General features: G+C 70.6%; 16 protein-coding genes. 6 read left to right on the top strand and 10 right to left on the bottom strand.

Translation table 11 applies throughout. The annotated features are described in order from the left end of the window. Window positions 1-9: 9 nt before the first annotated feature. Window positions 10-546: a universal stress protein gene (locus tag SACXIDRAFT_RS19180; RefSeq protein ID WP_006240334.1), complete on the bottom strand. Its 537-nt coding sequence runs from the start codon at window positions 544-546 to the stop codon at window positions 10-12. A gap of 244 nt (window positions 547-790) precedes the next feature. Between SACXIDRAFT_RS19180 and SACXIDRAFT_RS19175 the strand changes: the two genes are divergently transcribed. The 4 genes from SACXIDRAFT_RS19175 (at window position 791) to SACXIDRAFT_RS19160 (ending at window position 7,024) form a co-directional block, all read left to right on the top strand. Then, window positions 791-3,613: a patatin-like phospholipase domain-containing protein gene (locus SACXIDRAFT_RS19175; RefSeq protein WP_006240333.1), complete on the top strand. Its 2,823-nt coding sequence runs from the start codon at window positions 791-793 to the stop codon at window positions 3,611-3,613. Between the two features lie 180 nt (window positions 3,614-3,793). Beyond that, the gene (locus tag SACXIDRAFT_RS19170) at window positions 3,794-4,303 is read left to right on the top strand and encodes a hypothetical protein (RefSeq protein WP_006240332.1); all 510 of its coding nucleotides are present in this window, start codon (window positions 3,794-3,796) and stop codon (window positions 4,301-4,303) included. A 228-nt stretch (window positions 4,304-4,531) separates the two neighbouring features. Continuing rightward, window positions 4,532-5,680, top strand: coding sequence for a cysteine--tRNA ligase (locus SACXIDRAFT_RS19165; RefSeq protein ID WP_006240331.1), 1,149 nt, complete (start codon window positions 4,532-4,534; stop codon window positions 5,678-5,680). Between the two features lie 90 nt (window positions 5,681-5,770). Then, window positions 5,771-7,024 carry a PucR family transcriptional regulator gene (locus tag SACXIDRAFT_RS19160; protein WP_006240330.1) on the top strand — a complete coding sequence of 418 codons (1,254 nt, stop codon included), beginning with the start codon at window positions 5,771-5,773 and terminating at the stop codon, window positions 7,022-7,024. On the opposite strand, the gene SACXIDRAFT_RS19155 is transcribed toward SACXIDRAFT_RS19160, so the two are convergent. Continuing rightward, complete coding sequence (locus SACXIDRAFT_RS19155; RefSeq protein ID WP_040922281.1) at window positions 7,014-7,913, bottom strand: manganese catalase; 900 nt, start codon at window positions 7,911-7,913, stop codon at window positions 7,014-7,016. The genes SACXIDRAFT_RS19160 and SACXIDRAFT_RS19155 overlap by 11 nt on opposite strands. A gap of 150 nt (window positions 7,914-8,063) precedes the next feature. Here SACXIDRAFT_RS19155 and SACXIDRAFT_RS19150 point away from each other — a divergent pair, with 150 nt between their 5' ends. Then, window positions 8,064-9,659: a wax ester/triacylglycerol synthase domain-containing protein gene (locus tag SACXIDRAFT_RS19150; RefSeq protein ID WP_006240328.1), complete on the top strand. Its 1,596-nt coding sequence runs from the start codon at window positions 8,064-8,066 to the stop codon at window positions 9,657-9,659. Continuing rightward, complete coding sequence (locus tag SACXIDRAFT_RS19145; protein WP_006240327.1) at window positions 9,656-10,396, top strand: SDR family NAD(P)-dependent oxidoreductase; 741 nt, start codon at window positions 9,656-9,658, stop codon at window positions 10,394-10,396. Before SACXIDRAFT_RS19150 ends, SACXIDRAFT_RS19145 begins: the two co-directional genes overlap by 4 nt. Before the next feature lie 63 nt (window positions 10,397-10,459). Here the strand turns inward: SACXIDRAFT_RS19145 and hpnH are convergent, their stop codons facing one another. The 8 genes from hpnH to SACXIDRAFT_RS19105 all read right to left on the bottom strand — a co-directional run bounded on the left by hpnH (window position 10,460) and on the right by SACXIDRAFT_RS19105 (window position 19,508). Continuing rightward, window positions 10,460-11,470: an adenosyl-hopene transferase HpnH gene (gene hpnH / locus SACXIDRAFT_RS19140; RefSeq protein ID WP_006240325.1), complete on the bottom strand. Its 1,011-nt coding sequence runs from the start codon at window positions 11,468-11,470 to the stop codon at window positions 10,460-10,462. Next, a complete protein-coding gene (locus SACXIDRAFT_RS19135; protein WP_006240324.1) occupies window positions 11,467-12,120 on the bottom strand; it encodes a nucleoside phosphorylase-I family protein in 654 nt (217 codons plus the stop codon). The genes hpnH and SACXIDRAFT_RS19135 overlap by 4 nt, the downstream gene beginning before the upstream one ends. Next, entirely contained in the window at window positions 12,104-14,020 is a 1,917-nt protein-coding gene (gene shc, locus SACXIDRAFT_RS19130; RefSeq protein ID WP_006240323.1) for a squalene--hopene cyclase, read from the bottom strand. The genes SACXIDRAFT_RS19135 and shc overlap by 17 nt, the downstream gene beginning before the upstream one ends. Then, window positions 14,017-15,024 (bottom strand): polyprenyl synthetase family protein, encoded by a 1,008-nt coding sequence (locus tag SACXIDRAFT_RS19125; protein WP_006240322.1) that lies wholly within the window; start codon window positions 15,022-15,024, stop codon window positions 14,017-14,019. Before SACXIDRAFT_RS19125 ends, shc begins: the two co-directional genes overlap by 4 nt. Continuing rightward, entirely contained in the window at window positions 15,021-16,400 is a 1,380-nt protein-coding gene (hpnE, locus tag SACXIDRAFT_RS19120) for a hydroxysqualene dehydroxylase HpnE (RefSeq protein ID WP_006240321.1), read from the bottom strand. The genes SACXIDRAFT_RS19125 and hpnE overlap by 4 nt, the downstream gene beginning before the upstream one ends. After that, on the bottom strand, window positions 16,397-17,266 hold the full coding sequence (gene hpnD, locus SACXIDRAFT_RS19115; protein ID WP_006240320.1) for a presqualene diphosphate synthase HpnD: 870 nt from the start codon (window positions 17,264-17,266) through the stop codon (window positions 16,397-16,399). The genes hpnE and hpnD overlap by 4 nt, the downstream gene beginning before the upstream one ends. Next, entirely contained in the window at window positions 17,263-18,165 is a 903-nt protein-coding gene (gene hpnC, locus SACXIDRAFT_RS19110) for a squalene synthase HpnC (RefSeq protein WP_040922280.1), read from the bottom strand. Before hpnC ends, hpnD begins: the two co-directional genes overlap by 4 nt. Before the next feature lie 296 nt (window positions 18,166-18,461). After that, window positions 18,462-19,508: an NAD(P)-dependent alcohol dehydrogenase gene (locus SACXIDRAFT_RS19105; protein ID WP_006240318.1), complete on the bottom strand. Its 1,047-nt coding sequence runs from the start codon at window positions 19,506-19,508 to the stop codon at window positions 18,462-18,464. Window positions 19,509-19,518: the final 10 nt, after the last annotated feature.

The following is a 19,518-nucleotide window of genomic DNA, read 5'->3' as shown; positions in this document are numbered from 1 at the left end:
CGCTGCCCGCTACCGTCCGGGCGGCGCCTGCTCGTCCACAGGCCACTCCTCGGCCCCCGCCACGTCCTCGGACCCCTCAGCTTCCGACGCGGCCTCGGCGCCCTCCCACGGCTCGTCCGACGGTGGGATCACGACCACGGGAACCCGTGCGTGCTTCACGCACGCACTGCTCACCGAACCCAGCAGTGCGCGGCGCACCCACTGACCGGCCCGCCGCGCGACGACCAGCATGGCAGCGCCCTCCGATGCCTCGATGAGCCCCGCGGCCGGTGCGGCCTCGATCACCACAGGCACGATGCGCGGCAGGTGCTCCCTCCCCCTGGTCACCTCCGCTAGCGTGTCGTCCAGTTCCCTCGCGTGGCGGGCGCGGATCTTCTCGACGGGTTCCCACGGCGGTTCCCTCGTCACATCCACCGACCACACGACCACGGCACGCACGGCGCAGTCGCGGACGAGCGCCTCGTCGATGGCCCATTCCAGCGCGACGCGTGCGGCAGGGGAACGGTCAACGCCCACCACGATCGGTTTGTTCGTCTTCCTGGCCATCCACACTCCGTTCCTCGCTGCCGTCCCACACCCGCTTCCCCCTCGCCCACGATCCGAAACCCGGAGAGAGGCAGCGGACGGCTGTCGGCGAAGTCCGGCGACGCCGCGGGCCCCGGCAGTTCCGCTCGTTCGGCTGTGTGCACCGGGTGCCTCTCGGTGAGACCATCCCGACCGGGTGCCGAAGGCACGTCCCGCATGATCGACACTGGACACGTCGAGCCGAGGACAACTGGGGGTGGCAGATATGTCGGTGCCGGGGCCGGTCCGCCGAGACGTCCCTTCCCGACCCGTCGCGGCGGCACTGGCGCTGGCCGCCATCGTGCTCACCGTGGTGGGAGGCTGGTGGCACACCGGCAGCGCCCTCATCGCCGTGGAATTCCCCGGATCCTTCTCCTCAGGCCGTGGAGAGGGGGACGCGGGCACCATCGCCTCCGCCGCCGCGTGGGGTTACGCGCTCGCCGCGTGTTACGGGCTCGGTCTCTACCTCGGCACTGCCGCGGCGGGCTGGGTGTGGCGCACAGCGCCCGCGAGGGCCGCCGTCCGTTTCGGGATGACGGCCACGGTCGTCGCGGTGGCCACCCATGTCATCGAGATCACGGTGCTGCTGCTCTCGGGAAGCACCGTTGATCACGGTTCCGTGCTCGCGCACTGCCTCACCGCGCTCGCCGTCGTCAGGTATTCCGCGCTGGTGCCCGCCGCCGTCGTCGCCGTGGTCGGGGCCGCCGTGCTGGTGTGGCGCTGTGTCGCCCATTCCGAGGGGGAACTGAGGCGCAGAGCGGGGCACGTGCTCGACACCGTTCCACCGAGGCCCATCGAACCGGACGACCCTCCGCTGCCTTCCGACTCCGAGTTCCGGGCGATCCGCTGGCGGCAGGCGTACACGGTCCCCGGTGTCCGGCCGGAGGTCGTGAGCGAACGCCTCCGCCACGGCGAGCACACCACGGGCTTCTGCCTTTCCGGTGGCGGTATCCGGGCCGCGAGTGTGGCGCTCGGCGCGCTGCGGACGCTGAGGGAGGAGTTGCTCGGCGCGCGCTACCTGGTTTCGGTGTCCGGCGGTGGTTTCACGGCGGGGGCACTGCAACTGGCTCTCACCGGTGCGGGCTCACCGCCACAGGGAGGCACCGTCGAGCGCGACCCCGCCACGGTGTTCACCGACGGAACCGCCGAACTCAACCACATCCGGCGCCACTCCAGCTATCTCGCCGACTCAGCGGGCGAGGTGCTCGCCGCGCTCGGCAGGATCGCCAGGGGGCTGGTGCTGTCGTTGACAGTCCTTTTCGGACCCGCACTCGTGCTCGGCGTCGCAGCGGGATGGCTCTACCAGCGCCTTCCGCTGACGTCGCTGTCCTCCGATCCGATCAGCTATCCCGCCCCCCGGCTCGGTGCCGCCGTGGCTGTGGTGGTGCTCGCGATGTGCGCGTTCCTGTTCGGCGTGCTGGCCCCCAACGAGCGCGCCCGGCGCGGGGTGCTCTCCCGCCTCGCCACCGACTTCGCGACCCTCGCCTGGATCGTCGCCGGGGTCGCGGTGGTGGTGCCCTCGCTGGCGTGGGCTTCGGCGTGGCTGCTCACCCACACCGACAGGGCCGTTGATGTGGGCGCCTCCGTGGGTGCCGTGCTGCTCACCTACTTCTCCGCCGTGTCCGCGATGGCGTGGCGCCGACGGGTGCGCCTGCGTCGCGGGTTCGGCTTCCTCCGCAGGGGCGGCGAGAGCGCACAGGCCGTGCCCGACGGGCTGATGCAGCGGCTGCTCGTCATCCTCGCCACGGGACTGCTCGCCCTGCTGTGGCTGCTGCTGCTCGGCGCTGCCGTGATGACAGAGGGCCGCGCCGACGCGCTCTGGACGGCCGCAGCCACACTGCTGCTCGTCGTCGTGCTCGGCGGGGTGTTCGACGTGACCTCGCTCAGCCTGCACCCGTTCTATCGCGAGCGGGTGGCCCGCGCCTTCGCGGTGAGGGTCGTGCGCAGACACGCCGACGGACAGGTGATCGCCGTCCCCTACGACCCTGCCGAACCGACCACGCTGTCGGCCTACGGCGCCGTGTCCGAGAACGTCCGGTTCCCCGAAGTGATCTTCGCCGCAGCCGCGAACCTGAAAGGAGAGCACCGGACGCCACCGGGGCTCGGCGCCGTGTCGTTCACCATGAGTGCGAAGTGGACGGGAGGGCCCGACGTCGGCTGGGTGCGCACCGACGACCTCGAACGCGTCGCGGGCAGCCGCATCAGGCGCGACCTCACCGTCCAGGGCGCGGTCGCGCTGAGCGGGGCCGCGTTCGCCTCCGCGATGGGCAGGATGAGCCGCTGGTTCCAGGTGCTGCTGGCCGTGTCCGGCGCCCGGCTCGGCGCGTGGCTGCCGAACCCCGGCTTCGTCCGCCAGGCGCGGGAGGCCGCCCGCAGGGGCGACTGGGCCTACCCGTGGCTGCCGAAGGTGCGGCGACTGCCCTATCTGGTGCGCGAGGTGTTCGGCAGCCACCCTCATCACGACCGGCTCCTGCACATCAGCGACGGCGCCCACTACGACAACCTCGGTCTCGTGGAGTTGTTCCGGCGCCGCTGCACCCGCATCTACTGCATCGACGCGAGCAACGACCGTCCCCCCTCGGCCCGCACGCTCGCCGAGGCGCTGGAACTCGCCAGGCAGGAACTGGGCGTCAGGGTGGAGCTGCACGAGCCGTGGCGCGTCGATCCCGGCTCCGCGCGGTCCGACCTGACGGGCCACCCGCTCGCCGACCGGATGGCCGCCTCGCCCGTGGTGACCGGCACCATCCACTATCCACCGGAGAGCGGCCTCGACGAGGGGATCACGGGCGAGCTGATCGTGGCGAGGGGCGTGCTGTGGCCGGACCTGCCCTACGCGCTCCAGTCGTACGCGATCCACCATCCGGAGTTCCCGAACGACAGCACCGGCGACCAGTGGTTCGACCACGGCGAATTCGCCTCCTACACCGAGCTGGGTGCCCAGCTCGGGAACGCCGTGCGCGCGCACACCTCGGCCCAGCCGCCGGTCGCGGGGCCCGGGGTACGACCCGGCGCCGCCACGGCCCCACCCACCGCCGCGGGCCGAAATTGACCATGCGCCAACTTCCGGACGGCGCGCGGTAGGGTGTTCGACGGCTGGTCCCTGCGCCGTCGCAGCGGGTAACTGCTCTCCGGAGTTCGGGCACTCGACTCCGGAGGGCGGAATACGGCAAGATACTGGCCTCGCCGACCAGCCGGCACCCGATGGGAAGCGACCGTGGAAGGATCTTTCGTGAATTCCCAGACCGCACAGCTCGACGACCTGCGTCTGGTCGCGCTGCCCAGTGCCGTGAAGTGCACAGAGCTGTTCGTCCGGTTCTCCCTCACCGAATGGTCGCTGCGCGAGCTGTTCGAAGAGGCATCGACTGTGGCGAGTCAGCTGGTCAGCGCTGTGGTGGAGCGAACCGATCCGTCCGCGCCGGGCTTCGTCACCGTGCGGCTGCGGCTCTCGGGGAACTGCCTCGTGGTCGAGGTCGAGGACGACCAGCTCGCGCACGTCCACGACGACGCACCGGTCGTGGACGGCTACGCGACGGGCGCCGTACCGCTGGAGGGCAGGGGCAAGCTGGTGTGGTGTGAGGTCCCGCTTCCCTCCGGTGTGACGGCGGCACAGGTACGCCTGCCCCGCCGCGACGAGCGGCGGACCCAGACGGTGCCGGAACCCGCGCCGGGCGAGGCGACCGGACCCGATCCCGGCATCGTCGATCGCATCCTGGTGAGCCTCCAGAACCGCGATTGGTAAGCCCACACACCACCCCAAGACAGACCCGCGTGTCCGCACCTCCCGCACGCGTGTCCGCACTTCCCGCACGCGTGTCCGCACTCCCCGCACGCGTGTCCGCACTCCCCGCACGCGTGCCTGCACCTCCCGCACCCCCGGACAACGGCGCAGACCATCGCTGCCCCCGCGGTACGCTCGGCCCGTCCCTTCGACCCGGCGTCATCGCCCCGCAGGCGTGACGATGGGGCCATGACGTTCGAATCGATGACCCGCTGGCGCCCCGCCACGGGCGCCACGGCGATCACCCTGGACGGTCGTTCGACGACGTTGCTCGACCGCGCCCGCGTCTACGCCTGCGGGATCACGCCCTACGACATGACCCACCTCGGACACGCCTCGACCTTCGTGTGGGTGGACACGCTGCGACGCGTGCTGCGCGTCCTCGGCGTCGAACCGATCCTGTGCCGCAACGTCACCGACGTGGACGAGGTCATCGACGACGCCGCCCGGCGGGCAGGGGTGCGCTACGACCACTACGCGGCGTTCCAGGAGTTCCGCTTCGAGGAGGACATGGCCGCGCTGCGGGTGCGGATGCCCGACTACGAACCGCGAGCGCACCGCTACATCGACGCGGTGATCAGACTGGCCGGTGCGCTGGCCGAGTCCGGTGCCGCGTACGTGCGCGACGGCGGCGTCTACTTCAGGGGCAGGCACGTCGTCGCGCGGTCGCGGCTCAACGAGGAGACCGCACTGGATCTGGCCCGCAGGTACGGCGGCAGACCGGACGAGAAGGCGAAGGACGACCCGTTCGACGTCGCCGTGTGGCAGCCTGCCGAGCCGGGCCATCCCGCGTGGGACTCGCCGTGGGGGCCGGGAAGGCCAGGCTGGCACGCGGAATGCGTCGCCATGTCGGTTTCGACGTTCGGGCCGTGCGTGGACATCCACGCCGGTGGCGCTGACCTGCGTTTTCCCCACCACGCCTACCATGCGGCGATGGCTGAGGCGTACGCGGGCGTCTCACCGTACGCGAGGGCGTGGTTTCACGTGGGCACGGTGCTCGCCGACGGAGCCAAGATGGCCTCCTCACGTGGCAATCACGTGCTGGTGCAGGACCTGCTGAGGAGCTACCCCGCTCCCGTGGTGCGTCTCGCCATCATCGATCGATCGTGGGCCGGGTCGTGGGAGTACGCCCCCGGCGTCCTGGACGTGGCGGCGGCGCGGCTGGAGGATCTCCACCAGGCGGCAGGCCGCAGGGGCGGGCACACCGACGACTCCGACATCGAACGGATGCGGCGGCTGCTCGGCGCCGATCTCGACGTGCCGGCCGCGCTCGACGTCGCCATCGAACGGGGCGGAACGGCGGCGCGGGTTCTGACCGCCGCCCTCGGCCTTTCCTGATCGCACGCTTTCGGCGCCTCGCGTTCCACGGTCCGGGAGCGGCCCTGAGGAAACTGGACGCGGTGCGGGCGGCGTGCCATCGTCACTGCGATGACGACGGCAGGGCACATCGACGAGGGCGAGATCTCCTCGACGTCGAGAGCCGCCCTGCGCGTGCTCGCCACAGCACTGCTGGACGACCTCGGGGTTCTCACCGACCGACTCGTGCTGATGGTGTCGCGCGCCCAGCCCGGCTACGCGCGGCTCGGCGCCTCGGCTCCCGATGCGCTGCGGGAGAACCTCGCGGCGAATCTGGAACGTGGTATCCAGTCACTCGGCGGTTTCGTTCCGGAGGGCGCTTCCCCCGACGACACGTCCCGCGAGACCGGCAGGAAGCGGGCGAGGGAAGGTATCCCGCTCGAAGCGGTGCTGCACGCGTACCGGCTCGGCGCCCAGGTGATCTGGGAAGGGCTCCTCGCGGCCTCACGGGAGCGGTTCGGAGGTCGCTTCGACCACGACCTGCTGACGGCGTCCGGCTGGGTGTGGCGGGTGTTCGACGCCAGTTCGGCGGCACTCGTCGATGACTACCGGCGTGAGGAGTCCCGCCTGCGCAGCCGGGAACTGGGCAGACGCCAAGCCTTCCTCAACGCGCTGCTGGACGGTGAGGGCGGCGACACCGTCCTCGCGCAGGACGCCGCGACGGTGCTCGGGTTGCCGACGTGCGGGCCGATGCTGTGTGTGGTGGCCCTTCTCGACGCGACGGCCGACGAGCCGCTGCGGTCGCCAAGAGAGGCGCTCGCCGCGCGCGGGCTGGTGTCGTCGTGGCAGGTGCGGCCGTCCGACGTCGTGGGACTGGTCGCGCTCGGTGACCAGCCGCCCTCGGAGGTGCTGGCCGCGCTGCGGCCCGTCGCGACGGGCAGGGTCGGGGCGTCGCCGGTGATCACCACGCTGGCGCGGGTCGCCGAGGCGTACCCGCTCGCCCGCACGGCGGCGAGGACGCTCACCGCGCCGGGTGTGGCGTTCCTCGACGACCGCCTTCCCGAGGCACTGCTCGCGGGCGGGAGCGAGCTGACGGCGCGGCTCGCGCAGGTGGCGTTCGGCGACCTGTTGACCCTGGCCGAGCCCGAGAGAGCGACATTGCTGGCGACGCTGGACGCGGTGATCGACAGCGGTGGTTCCCCCACCAGGGCCGCGCAGCGGCTCTACTGTCACCGCAACACCGTGATCTACCGCCTCCACCGCATCGAGTCGCTCACCGGCCGTTCGATGTCCTCGGCACGCGACCGGCTGCTGTTCGCGCTCGGCCTGCTGGCCGTCCCGCTGCTCGACCGCCGACGTCAGGACGGTTCCGGAGTCAGTCGCTGAACCCTTCCTTGAGCTTGCCGACCATGCCTTTCACGCCGGTGAGACGGGGGTCGCGGGGTGATCCCTTGCTTCCGTCGTAGGTGGCGAAGAGCTTCGGGTCCGGTGCCGGAGCGTCGGCAGGCCCGCCCAGCGGCCTCGGTTCCGGAATGATCCCCATCTGGTGTGAGCCGTCCGGTGCCGTCCCGTGTGCCCACCTTCCTTGCGTGGATTCATCCCCTTCGGACAGGTTCCACAAGCTGGTGGCGTGTTCGGTGTGTTCCTCGTCCAGCAGCGCGTTCGGGGCGACCGTCCCCTCGACGCCGTCGGCCTTCAACTCCTCGATCGCCGCGAGCCACAGGTTCTGGTGGTAGGTGTCGCGGGCGAGGTTGAACTTCAGCATGTCCTTGACGCCGGGGTCGTCGGTCATGTTGTACAGGCGCGCGGTCTGCAACCGCCCCTGCGCCTCGGCAGCCACGTTGGCGCGGAAGTCGGCCAGGAGGTTGCCGCTGGCCACGATGTATCGCCCGTTCCACGGGACACCCTGGCTGTCGCTCAGGGTGGCTCCCCCTCCTCCGACGATGGCTTGCTGCGGGTCCATGCCCCCGATAACGGCCGCCATCACCGGGTCCTGCACAGCACGAGTGGTCTCGGTGGCAGGCGCGCCTTCGAGCAACCGCGCCACCATCGTCGCGAGCATCTCGACGTGCCCGATCTCCTCTGTGGCGATGTCCATGATCAGGTCTTTGTATTTGCCTTCGATGCGGCAGTTCCAGCCCTGGAACAAGTACTGCATCGTGACGGTCGTCTCACCCCAGGCGCCACCGATCAACTCCTGAAGTTTCCTCGCGAACACCGGGTCCGGCTGCTCGGGCTTCGCCTCGAACTGCAGGCGTTTGGTGTGTGTGAACATGGCGCTCCCGCTCGACGTCTCGGTGCCTTCGGTGCGATGTCCGGATTGCCGTGCGGATGACGTCCAAACCGGGCCCATGGTCTCGTCCTTGCAGGTGAGTCCCGCGCGCCTCGGCCACGACCAGGCACGGCGACGTGGCAGGCTGGGCTCGTGCGGACCTCCACTGCACCGCGTCTGCTCGTCGTCTTCGCGGGGACGGCGAGTCCGCCGCTGTCCGCCGTGCAGCGGGCGGCTCAACACGCCTGGCCGGACGCCGACGTCGTGGCCGAGCCAGTGACAGAGGCCCCTGCCGGTGGCGCCGGAACGGGGCGGGAACTGGGCAGGCTGCTCGACCGGGTACGGCCGGACGCTGTGCTCGCCGTCCATCCTTCGGTCGCCGCGGGGCTCGACTGGTTGCGTCGCCGTAGGGGTTTCGGGCTACCCACCGCGACGTGGGACCCCTCGACCGGCACGGGCGGACTCGACGCGTTGATCCGCCTGCTCGCCACCGCTCCTCCCCGGCCCGCTCCCCGCACACTGCCCGCGTCCGACGCTCTTTTCACGCACGTCGATTCTCCCGCCGTGCCCCAGCATGTGGGCACGGTGCTCGTCTTCGAACCGGGCACCGTGCCCACCGTGGGACAGGCAGCGGCCATGCTCGCCATGGTGCCTGGAGCTTTCGGCAGGCTCGCCCCGGCCCGTCTCACCCGGCCCGCCCGCTGGATCCCCGTCGAGGGCAGGGTCGCCACGGACGCCGTCGATGTGGTGACCGCCGCTGACCTGCCGTCCGCAGTGGACTCGTTCTTCTCCGAGCCCCTGAACGCCGCGCGTTCCGTCGGCGAGGCTCGGCTCGTCACGGGTCTCGCCGACGGGCGCAGCGCGCTGCTGGTGAAGCTGCACCACGCGCTCGGTGACGGGATGACCGTGTTGCAGGCCCTGCTGTCCGACACCGACGACGCGGCGTCGCTGTCGTGGGCGAGCCGTCCCTCGCTGCCGATGTCCTGGCTGGGCGTCCCTGGGCTTCGGGCGGGCCCACGTCCTGTGCTCTCGGGGCTCGCCAGGCTCGCCGCGGCTGGCCGCGCGCCGAAGGCCACCACGGACGGGCCCGTCCCCGACCCACGCAGGCACCACGCCCTCGGTCTGCTGGCGGGCAAGGCGGTGCGGGTCTCGGCACGTGACGCGGGTGTCGGCGCCGCCGAATACGTGCTCGCGACCTTCGCTCAGGCGTGGCACGACGTCACAGGGACGGAGCGCGGAAGGTTCCGCCTCATGGTTCCGTGGTCGGTGCGCGGCACGGACAGTCTGCGCATGGCCGGTAACCACACCGGCGCCGTGTCGGTCGATCTGCCCGTGGGCCCGATGGACCTCACCGTCAGAGCCCGGCGCGTGGCGGCGGCACTGCGGTCCCGCACCGACACCGGGGTGCCGGAGGCCGCGAATCTCGTGGTGCAGGCACTCGGCCTCCTGCCACCCACCCTGCACAGGGCGGCGGCCCGGCTCGTGTACCGGGGCGGCTGGTTCAACGCGGTCGGCACGGTCATGCCCGGACCTCGCAGGGAGGTGCGCTGGCACGGCGCGGTGATGTCGAGGGCCTACCCGGTGCTCGCTCTGGCGCCGGAAACCGGGCTGGCGTGGGGTGCGCTCACCTGGGGGCCGTGGATCACGGTATGCGTCACCGCCCACGCCGACGCCGCCCCGTTCGCCGACGCGCTCACCGAGCGCATGCAGGCCCTCGTCATCGGATCGACCCTGCGGGAGACATCGTGATCCAGCCCGGCACTCGCGTGCTCGTCACCGGCGGTTCCTCCGGCATCGGCGCCGCGGCGGTGGCGGCGTTCGCGGCACGCGGCTGTCATGTCACCGCGCTCGGCCGCGATGCGGACGCGCTCGGCGACGTCGCGGCCGGTACCGGCGCCGACCCGCATGTCGCCGACCTTGCCGACCCGGCGTCCGCGGGTACTGTCGCGGCGGCGGTCGGCGACATCGACGTGCTGGTGGCCTCGGCGGGAGTCGGCTGGGCAGGTGACCTCACCGACATGGCTGACCGGGATCTCGACGCGCTCGTGCACGTCAACGTGCTGGCACCGCTGCGATTCGCCCGCACCTTGCTGCCCGGCATGCTGCGGCGTGGACGCGGTCACCTGGTGTTCGTGTCGTCCATCGCCGGGCACATGGCCGTGGAAGGAGAAGCCGTCTACTCCGCGACGAAGGCCGCGGTGAACGCCTTCGCCGCGAGCATGCGGCACGAGATCGCCGATCGCGGTGTCGGGGTTTCCGTGGTGGTTCCGGGTGTGGTGGACACGCCGTTTCTCGCCCGAAGGCAAGTTCCCTACACACGGCGATTCCCGCGCCCGGTTCCGGCCTCCGCCGTGGCGACCGCGATCGTACGCGCGGTGGAACGGGGCAGTGCGGAGGTCTTCGTGCCTCGCTGGTTGCGGCTGCCCGCGAGACTGCGCGGCGTCGCGCCCGGGGTCACCGACGCACTGCAACGCCGGTTCGGCTAGGTCGTTTCCGCGCCTGGCGCATACGGCACGCCGGAGAAGGCCGCTTTCTGACCCGGCCCCTGCTCAGCCGCCTCGCGCGGCGCGGAGGCTCTCCTTCAGTGAGCTCATCGTGGCAAGCACGGACGTCGGTTCGTACCCACAGTGCGCCATGCAGTTCGCGCACCGGGGGTCCTTACCCCTGCCGTAGGCGTCCCAATCGGTGGTCTCCAGCAGTTCGGCGTAGGTCTCCGCGTAGCCGTCGCTCATCAGGTAGCACGGCCTCTGCCAGCCGAACAGCGAATACGACGGCACACCCCACGCCGTGCACCCGAAGTCCACCTTGCCTTCGAGGAAGTCGAGGAACAGCGGCGAGTGGTTGAGCCGCCAGCGCTTGCGGTTGCCGCCCGCGAACGCCTTGCGGAACAGCTCCCGTGTCTCCTCGACGCCGAGGAAGTGCTCCTGGTCCGGCGCCTTCTCGTAGGCGTAGGCCGGTGACACCATCATCTGATCGACTTCCAGCTCGTCGTTGAGGAAGTCGAGCACCTCGATGACGCTCTGCGGTGTGTCGGTGTTGAACACGGTCGTGTTGGTGGTGACGCGGAAACCCCTGCGCTTCAGTTCGGTGATGGCCTCGACCGCCTCGTCGAACACGCCCTCCTTGTCCACGGCGGCGTCGTGGCGTTCCCTCAACCCGTCCACGTGGACCGCGAACGCGAAGTACCGGGACGGCTCCAGATCCAGTTTGTCGATCTTGCGCCGGACGAGCGCGGCGTTGGTGCAGAGGAACACGTACTTCCTGCGCCGCACCAGCTCGTTCACCATGGTGTCGATCTGGGGGTGCATCAGTGGCTCACCACCGGCGATCGACACCATCGGGGCTCCGCACTCCTCGATGGCGGCCACCGCCTGCTCGACGGGCATCCGCTGTTTCAGCACATTCGCCGGATGCTGGATCTTGCCGCACCCCGGGCAACTGAGGTTGCAGGCGAACAGCGGTTCCAGTTCCACGATGAGCGGGAACTTGGAGCGCCTCCGCAGTTTCTGGGCCAGCAGGTAACGCGCGATGCGCAGACTCTGGTGCCACGGCATGCTCATGGGTGCCGCACCTCCTTCACAACGCTGTCGTTCACAACGCTGTCGTTGCTGTCGTTCTTGACTCGGGCGACCGTCGTCGCCCAGCTCCGCAACGCGGGACCCGATGCCCGCAACGCCGCGAGTGCCGCGACACCTCCCGGCAGTGTCGCCGGACTCAGCAGAGGACGTTCCGGGGTGTCGGCCACCGCGCGCAGCACGACGACGGCCCTCCCGTCGTCGGCGAGGTACAGCAGCAGGGCCGATTCCAGGTCGAGCGCCACGGCATCCGACGGCGTGGCCTCCAACCGCCGGACAACACGGTCCGACTGGACCAGCTCTCCCGTGTGGACGGTGCATCGCTTGCGCCGCCCTCGTCTCAGCTCCGCGACGAGCGTCGCCGCCGAGGAGCAGTGGTATTCGCCCCGCGACGACCGCACCACATCCGGGACGACGAGGTCTCCTGGACGCGCGCCCTCGCTGAGAGCCCCGGCCACACCGACCACGGCGACGGGAACCCCCGGCAGCCTCCGCAGCGCCGAGCGCACGGCCGAACCCCGTCGCGCGCGCATCCCCGCTCGCACGACCCGGCCACCGCGCAGCCCGAGCCGCACGCTCACCGCCTCAACGGTGAGCGGGCACAGCACGAGCAGGTCGTCAGTCCGGACCGGCATCCTGACCGCTTCCCAGGTACCGGCCGAGCGCGGTGAGGGGGAACACCAGCCGGTACAGGTGGTAGTTGATGTAGAAGTCGCCGGGGAATCCGGTTCCGGTGAACTCCGGTTCGTCCCAGCCTCCCTCGGGGCGTTGCGTGGTCACCAGCCACTCGACTCCCCGTCGCACGACGGCACCTCGCTCGCCCGCGGCGAGCAGGGCGAGCAACGCCCACGCCGTCTGCGATGCCGTCGAGCGACCCCTTCCGACCCAGCTTGGGTCCACATAGGAGCGAAGGTCTTCACCCCACCCACCGTCGGGGTTCTGGTGCGCTGTGAGCCAGTGGACGGCCGCGCGCACGGACTCGTGATCCCGGGGAACACCGCAGGCCACGAGCGCGGGCACGACGGCGCCCGTGCCGTAGACGTGGTTGGCTCCCCACCGGCCGAACCACGATCCGTCAGCCTCCTGCGCCTCCAACAGCCACCGGACGCCGCGCCGCGCGGCCTCGCAGTCGGCCATGCCGCGCGCGGCCAGCATCTCGACGACGTGCGCGGTGACGTCTGCCGACGGCGGGTCGATCACGGCTCCGAAGTCGCAGAAGGGCAGTTTCTCGCACAGGGCACGCGTGTTGTCGGCATCGAAGGCTCCCCAGCCTCCGTCCGAGGACTGCATGCCCAGGAGCCACTCCGTGGCCCGCTGCACCGCGGCTTCCACCCGGCTCGGTTCCGGATGCCGCACCCGGCGAAGGCCCAAGACGACCTCAGCCGTGTCGTCGGTGTCCGGGTAGTGGTCGTTGGCGAACTCGAACGCCCAGCCCGACGGCGTCAGCTGCGGCCTGCGCACCTGCCAGTCGCCACCGATGCGGATCTCCTCCCGCAGCATCCAGTCGGCCGCCGCGATCAGTGCGGGATCGTCCGGGTGTGTTCCCGAGTCGAGCAACGCCGTCATCGCGAGCGCGGTGTCCCATACCGGAGACTGGCACGCCTCGAGCCTGCGCACCCAGCCTTCGGCGGTCCGCTCGCGGACGGTGAAACCCTCCAGCCCGTCAAGCGCCTTGCGGATCACCGGGTGGTCCACCGGATAACCCCGCAGATGCAGCGCGAGGATCGAATACACCCACGGTGGCTGGATACCACCCCAGCCGCCGTCGGCCTCCTGCCGATCGAGAATCCACTGCTCGGCACGCTGCAACGCGGTGTCCCGCATCGGTTTGATCGGCAGCCGCTCCCAGCGGTGCAGCACGGCGTCGAGGCGGTGGAACAGTCCCGCCCACGACACGAGCGGATCGGACTCCGCCCGCTCGACACCCGTGCGCAGCTCCCGGAGACCGAATCCGAGCTGCCTGGTGGGTCGCGCGGCACCGACGATCGTCAACGGCACCACCGTCTGCCGTGCCCAGCAAGCCCAGTCGTAGATGTTGAGGGGAAACCAGTCGGGCAGCAGCATCAACTCGGGAGGCAGCACCGGGAGTTTGCGCCACGGCCACTGGCCGAACAGCGCGAGCCAGATCCGCGTGAACACCCGCGTGGCCTCGATACCGCCGCTGTCGAGAATGTACTCGCGCGCCTTGCGAAGGTGTCCCGCGTCGAGCGGATCACCCGCGAGCCGCAGCGCCGTGTACGCCTCGACGCTCGTGGAGAGGTCGGCCGGACCGTCGTGGAACGTCGCCCACGTGCCGTCCTCCCGCTGCCGGGAACGGATCCACCTCGCCGTCTCCTCGGTCACCACCGGGTCGGCGATCCCGAGGAACTGCCGGAGGAGCAAATCCTCGGCCTCCATCGTCACGTTCGTCTCCAGCTCCCCCTTCCACCAGCCCTCCTCGTGTTGCAGGGACAGCAGGTGGCGAGTCGCGGACGCGATGGAGTGCCGCACGCGCTCCCGCGTCGTCGTCGCCTCAGGGGTCAGCACGTCGGTCATCGGTCACGCTCCACGACGAAACGGGTGAGATCGGCCAGCGCGGCCCGGATCTCCTCTGGTGGGTTCACTGCGGCGAGGGAAGCTTCGGCCTCGGCGATGTAGTGGCGGGCGCGCTCGCGCGTCCAGGTGATGGCACCCGTGTCGTCGATGAGGGCCGCCATCGCCTGGATGTCGTCCTCGGTCGGTGGGCGATCCCCGCGGTAGAACTCGCGCAAGGCCGCCGCGCTGTCGGTGCCGGAGTTCAGCGCCACCACAACGGGAACCGACTTCTTGCGCACCCGCAGATCGGCGAGCACCGGTTTTCCGGTGACGTCGGGGTGCCCGACGATGCCGAGCAGGTCATCGACGAGCTGGAAACCCATGCCGAGGTTGCGTCCGAACCGGCCGAGCGCCGCGACGCCCGCCTCGTCGCCGCCACCCAGCAACGCGCCGAGTTCGGCGGCACACGACATCAACGACGCCGTCTTGCCGTCCTCCATGCGCAGGCACTCCTCGACCCCGACGAGAGCGCGCCCCTCGAAGTCGATGTCCGCCGTCTGCCCCTCGATCAGCCTGCGCACGGCGCTGGTGAGGCACCGGCCCGCCGCGAGATCACCCGTCGCCTCCAGCACCTCGACGGCGAGTGCCAGCAGAGCGTCGCCCGCGAGGATCGCGGCAGGCGTTCCGAACAACGCCCACACGGTGGGACGGTGGCGGCGTTCGGTGTCTCCGTCCATGACGTCGTCGTGCAGGAGCGAAAAGTTGTGCACGAGTTCCACGGCGACGGCACCCGCGAGCGCGGCCTCCGGCCTCGCGCGAACGGCCTGCGCCGCGAGCAGCGCCAGAGCAGGCCGTAGCGCCTTGCCACCTCCGCCCTCGACAGCGTCCCCGTGCTGGTCTGTCCAGCCGAGGTGGTAGCTGACGATGCGCCGCATCGCCGGTTCCAGCGTGTCCACCGCCTCCCGCAGCGCCGGGCGCACCAGCGACTGGCTGGCGCTCACCTCGGAGGGCAGAGTCGTCGTCATCTGCTCACACCCCCTGCCAGGTGCGCGGCGACGAGATCGGCGGCTCGGTGTCCACTTCGCACGGCTCCCTCCATCGTGTCGGGCCAACCTGTGGCGGTCCAGGATCCGGCGAGGACGAGGCCGGGCAACGCCGTGCGCTGGGCCGCGCGTAAATCGTTCGATCCCGGCCCCTGGCGGAAGGTGGCCCTCCGCTGCCGGGTGACGAAGAACCGGGAACACCGTGCCGTCGCCGCCTCGGGGAAGAACCTGGCGAGTTCGGCGAGAAACACGTCCCGCAGCGCCGACGCCGGAGTGGTCAGCCAGGTCTCGGCCGCTGAGAGTGACAACGCGAGGTACTGGCCCGAGGTCAGTCCCGCGGCCGCGGTGCGGTCGAACATCCACTGGATCGGCGACGACACGGCGGCGGCGAACGGAAGCCGGGTCACCGGACGCTCGTAGACCACATGGACGTTCACGATGGGCACCGCGCCGAGGCGGCTGAGCTGCCACTGCCGCAGGCCGGCGCGGCCGGGACTCACCCTGAGCGCGGTGTCCGGCGGAACGGCGAGGACGACCGCGTCGGCGTCGAGAACCTCGTCGTCCATCCGCACGAGGAACCGTTCCCGCATCGGTGTGATCCCCCTGACCGGGCTGTGGGTGCGCACCCGGGCTGCGCGTTCCAGCAGGTACTTCTCGGCGGGACGGACGTGCAGCTCCTCCAGCGGCCACCGGGGGATCCCGATGTCGGCGCCGTCGGCCGAATCCAGCAGTGCTGTGCGGAACACCTTCGCCGCGGAGGCCAGCGACACCTGCGAGCACTCACCGTTGAGCGCGGCGACGGTGATGAGGTTCCACAACCTGTCGCGGGTGGCGGCGTTCTGCCCGTGACGATCGAGCCAGTCGCCGAAGCTCACGGCGTCGAGTGCGGTGTCGTCCGGGTCGAGCGTGCGCAAAGCCAGCGCGGCACGCACCACGCGCAGACGATCAAGCGGGCGCAGTGCCGAGTAGCGGGCGATGGCGGGCGCGAGGTGCAACGGTGCCCGCACGTCCGCTCTGCGAAGTTCGGCGAATCGGCCCCCCGGTGCGAGCACCGGCACGCGGAAACGGTCCTGCATGTCGAGGCCGTCGGCACTGCCGAGCCGTTCGAGCAGGGCCAGGTAAGCGGTGCAGCAGCGCAAAGCCACGTGCTGTCCGTTGTCCACGGTCAGCCCGTCGCGGTGGAACGAGAAGGTCGCACCGCCGAGCCGCGACCGCGCCTCCAGCACCGTGACCGCGAAACCGGCGTCGGCGAGGTCACACGCCGCTGTGAGACCGGCGAGTCCCGAACCGACGACGACCACCCGCACGTCCTTCGCGCCGGGTCCGTGCGTCCTCGGCTGTGCGCACGGGGCCGTCACGGTGTGCCTCCCGCCAGCGCGACACACGCCACCAGCGCCTTCTCCCAGTCGGGCAGCGCGGTCCTGCCCCGCAACACGAGCGACGGCCGCAACGCCATCCGCGTCAGCAACCGGTGGTAGATGCCGGCCATCGCCGCACAGCACGCGCGGCTCCGCCCGTCGAGCGCGTCGAGGAGCCTCAGCCCTCGCTCGTACCACTCCTGCGCGCGGACGGCCTGGAACTCCAGCAACGCCAGCAGATCGTCCGGGTCATCGACGAAGTCGCCGTCCTCGTCGCGTCGCAGCGTGCAGCCGAATCGCCGCAGTTCGTCCGCGGGCAGATACACCCTGCCGTTGTCGAGGTCCTCGACGACGTCCCGGAGGATGTTGGTGAGCTGCAACGCCACGCCGAGGTCGTCGGCGATCGGCTCGTCACGCGCGCGGTCGGGACTGCCGAACACCGCGAGTGACAGCCGCCCGATCGAACCGGCGACGCACTGGCAGTACCGCCGCAGCGACGCGAACGACGGGTAGCCCGTGCCGAGCACGTCCGCGCGGCACCCGTCGATCAGATCGTCGAACGCGTCGAGGGGGAGGTCGAACCGCCGCGTGGCATCGGCCAGTGCGACCAGCACGGGGTCGTCGGTACCCCCGTCCAGTCCCGACCCCACCGCCTCGAGGTCCGACCTCGCGTTCTCCAGCCCCTTCAACTTCACCTCGGGCGCGAGATCGCCGTCGCCGATGTCGTCGATCCGCCGCGCGAAGGCATAGACGGCGCTGAGCGCGTCGCGCTTCGGCGCGGGCAGCAGCCGGATGCCGTAGGAGAAGTTGCGCGCCTGCTGCCTGGTGGTGCGCACACAGCCGGCGTAGGCCTGGACCGTCCTCACCGCGCACCACCACGCCTGAGGGAGGCGAGCAGTGAGACGGCGACGTGCGTTCGCCGGGGACGCGGCGTGCGTGCCAGGACGTCGAAGCCCGCATCGGCCAGCGCCCGAGCGGTGGCGCGACCCCCCGCGACGTACCCGGCGACGGCGAGGCGAGCCGCTCCGTTCAAGTCCTTCACAAGCGGGCAGCCCTCGTCGAGCAACCGGACCGCCCGCTGCACTTGTAACGCGACCACAGCCCGCACTCCGGTGTCAGCCCGCGCCGCCACGAGGTCGTCCTCCGCGACGCCGTACCGTTCGAGATCGACGGTCGGCAGGTAGACCCGTCCCGCGTAGGCGTCCTCGACGACGTCCTGGCAATGCTCCAGCACCTGAAGCGCGCTGCAGATCCGGTCGGAGCGCAGTCGTCGCCACTCCGAGTCTGCGCCGAAGACCCGCAGCACGAGGCGGCCGACCGGATTGGCGGAAAGGGCGCAGTAGCCGAGAAGGTCGTCGAACGTCCGGTACCGGTGCACGAGCTGGTCGCGACGGTTGGCCTCGACCAGCCGTTCCAGCTCGGACTTCGGGAGGTCGCACGCCGCCACGGTGCTCGCGAGCCTCCGATACAGCGGGTGGCCGCCCACGTCGCCCGCATACACCCGATCGAGTCGGGCCGAAACACTGTCCAGAAGAGACAGGCGATCGCCCGGCGCCGCATCGCCGATGTCGTCAACCATCCGGGCGAACGCGTAAAGCGTCAGGAGGTGTCGCCGGTACCGGGGCGGCAGAACGCTGAGGGCGACGGGGAAGTTCTCGTGTCGCGCCCGTGCGCGTAATCGCCCCAGGGGCGGTGCCGCCTGTGCTGCTTCGGCGTGCATGAGCCTCGCCTCGTCCCCTTCGGCCGGTGAGCCGAGCGTCGGCATCTGGGATGTTCCATTGTTGGCCGCGACACACGTCGCGGGCAACTCCGTCTCCACGGTTCCGGCCCGCTCGGAGCAGGCACGATGTGCCGGACGCCGTCCCGTTCTCGCTTCCGCATCCACCGGAGACGATGCTATGGCGTAGCGGGTTTCCCGCAACCGGGACAACATTGTCCCGATCGGGTGACCCGATCACCACGAACAACGGTGACGGGCATCCTCGAAGTCCACAGTGGTCGGATATTCCACTGTGGATCGGCCGATCACCGGCGGCGTCCTTCCACACGCGACACCGGCTACTACGGTGTCACGACGGCACGTCCGGTGAGGCTTCCCTCCTCCAGCCGCCGGTACGCCTCGGCGACGTCGTCGAGAGGGAACCGGGTCACCTCGGTGTGCAGCAGTCCTCTCGCGGCGAGTTCGAGCACCTCCCTCAGCTCGGGACGACTCCCCCAATAGGTGGTCTGCACGGACATCTCGAACGGCACCCCGAAGAACGTCACGGGCAGTGTTCCCCCGCCGAGACCGACGATGGTGAGATCACCGAGCACCCGTCCCACGGACACCGCCAGCGCCAGCGTCCCATCGCTACCGACACAGTCGATGACCACATCGGCGCCGAGTCCTTTCGTCTCGTCTCTCACCAGCGCCGCCACTCCCTCACCCGGTGTCGCGGTGAGGTCGGCGCCGAGGCGCCTCGCCAGTTCCAGCGCTTCCGCCCTGGTGTCGATGGCGATCACCCGGGCGGCCGTGGTCGCCTTCACGATCTGCACGGCCAGGTGCCCGAGACCGCCGATGCCGATGATCACCGCCGTCGCGGTGGGAGTCAGCTTCGGCCACGAACGACGAACCGCGTGGTACGGCGTCAGGCCCGCGTCGGTGAGCGGGGCCGCGGTCACCGGATCGAGTCCGTCGGGCAGCGGGACGACGTGGCGGGCGTGTGGCACGAGCAGGTAGTCGGCCATGCCACCGTCCAGCCCGAGACCCCCGCCGCCGAAAGCCACCGGGGCTTCGCCAGGGCGCTCGCAGTACGTCTCCACACCCTGCAGGCATCGTTCGCACGCACCGCAGCCCCACGGGCCGTACACCGCGACGGGCATGCCCGGTTCCAACCCCGTCACCCCGGAACCGATCGCCTCGACCCAGCCCGCGTTCTCGTGCCCGAGCGTGAACGGCAGCTCCCACGGCATCTGGCCCGGCTGGAATTCCCTGATGATGTGCAGGTCGGAGTGGCACACACCCGCACCGCCGATCCGGACAAGCACCTGTCCCGGGCCGGGCTCCGGTGTGTCCACCTCGGTCAGAACGGGATCGGTCAGCCACTCCCGCATCCGGAACGCTCGCATCGTCACTCCC

The sequence above is a fragment of the Saccharomonospora xinjiangensis XJ-54 genome, assembly GCF_000258175.1.
GTDB lineage: Bacteria > Actinomycetota > Actinomycetes > Mycobacteriales > Pseudonocardiaceae > Saccharomonospora > Saccharomonospora xinjiangensis.
This window is presented reverse-complemented; position numbering and strand designations above follow the sequence as displayed.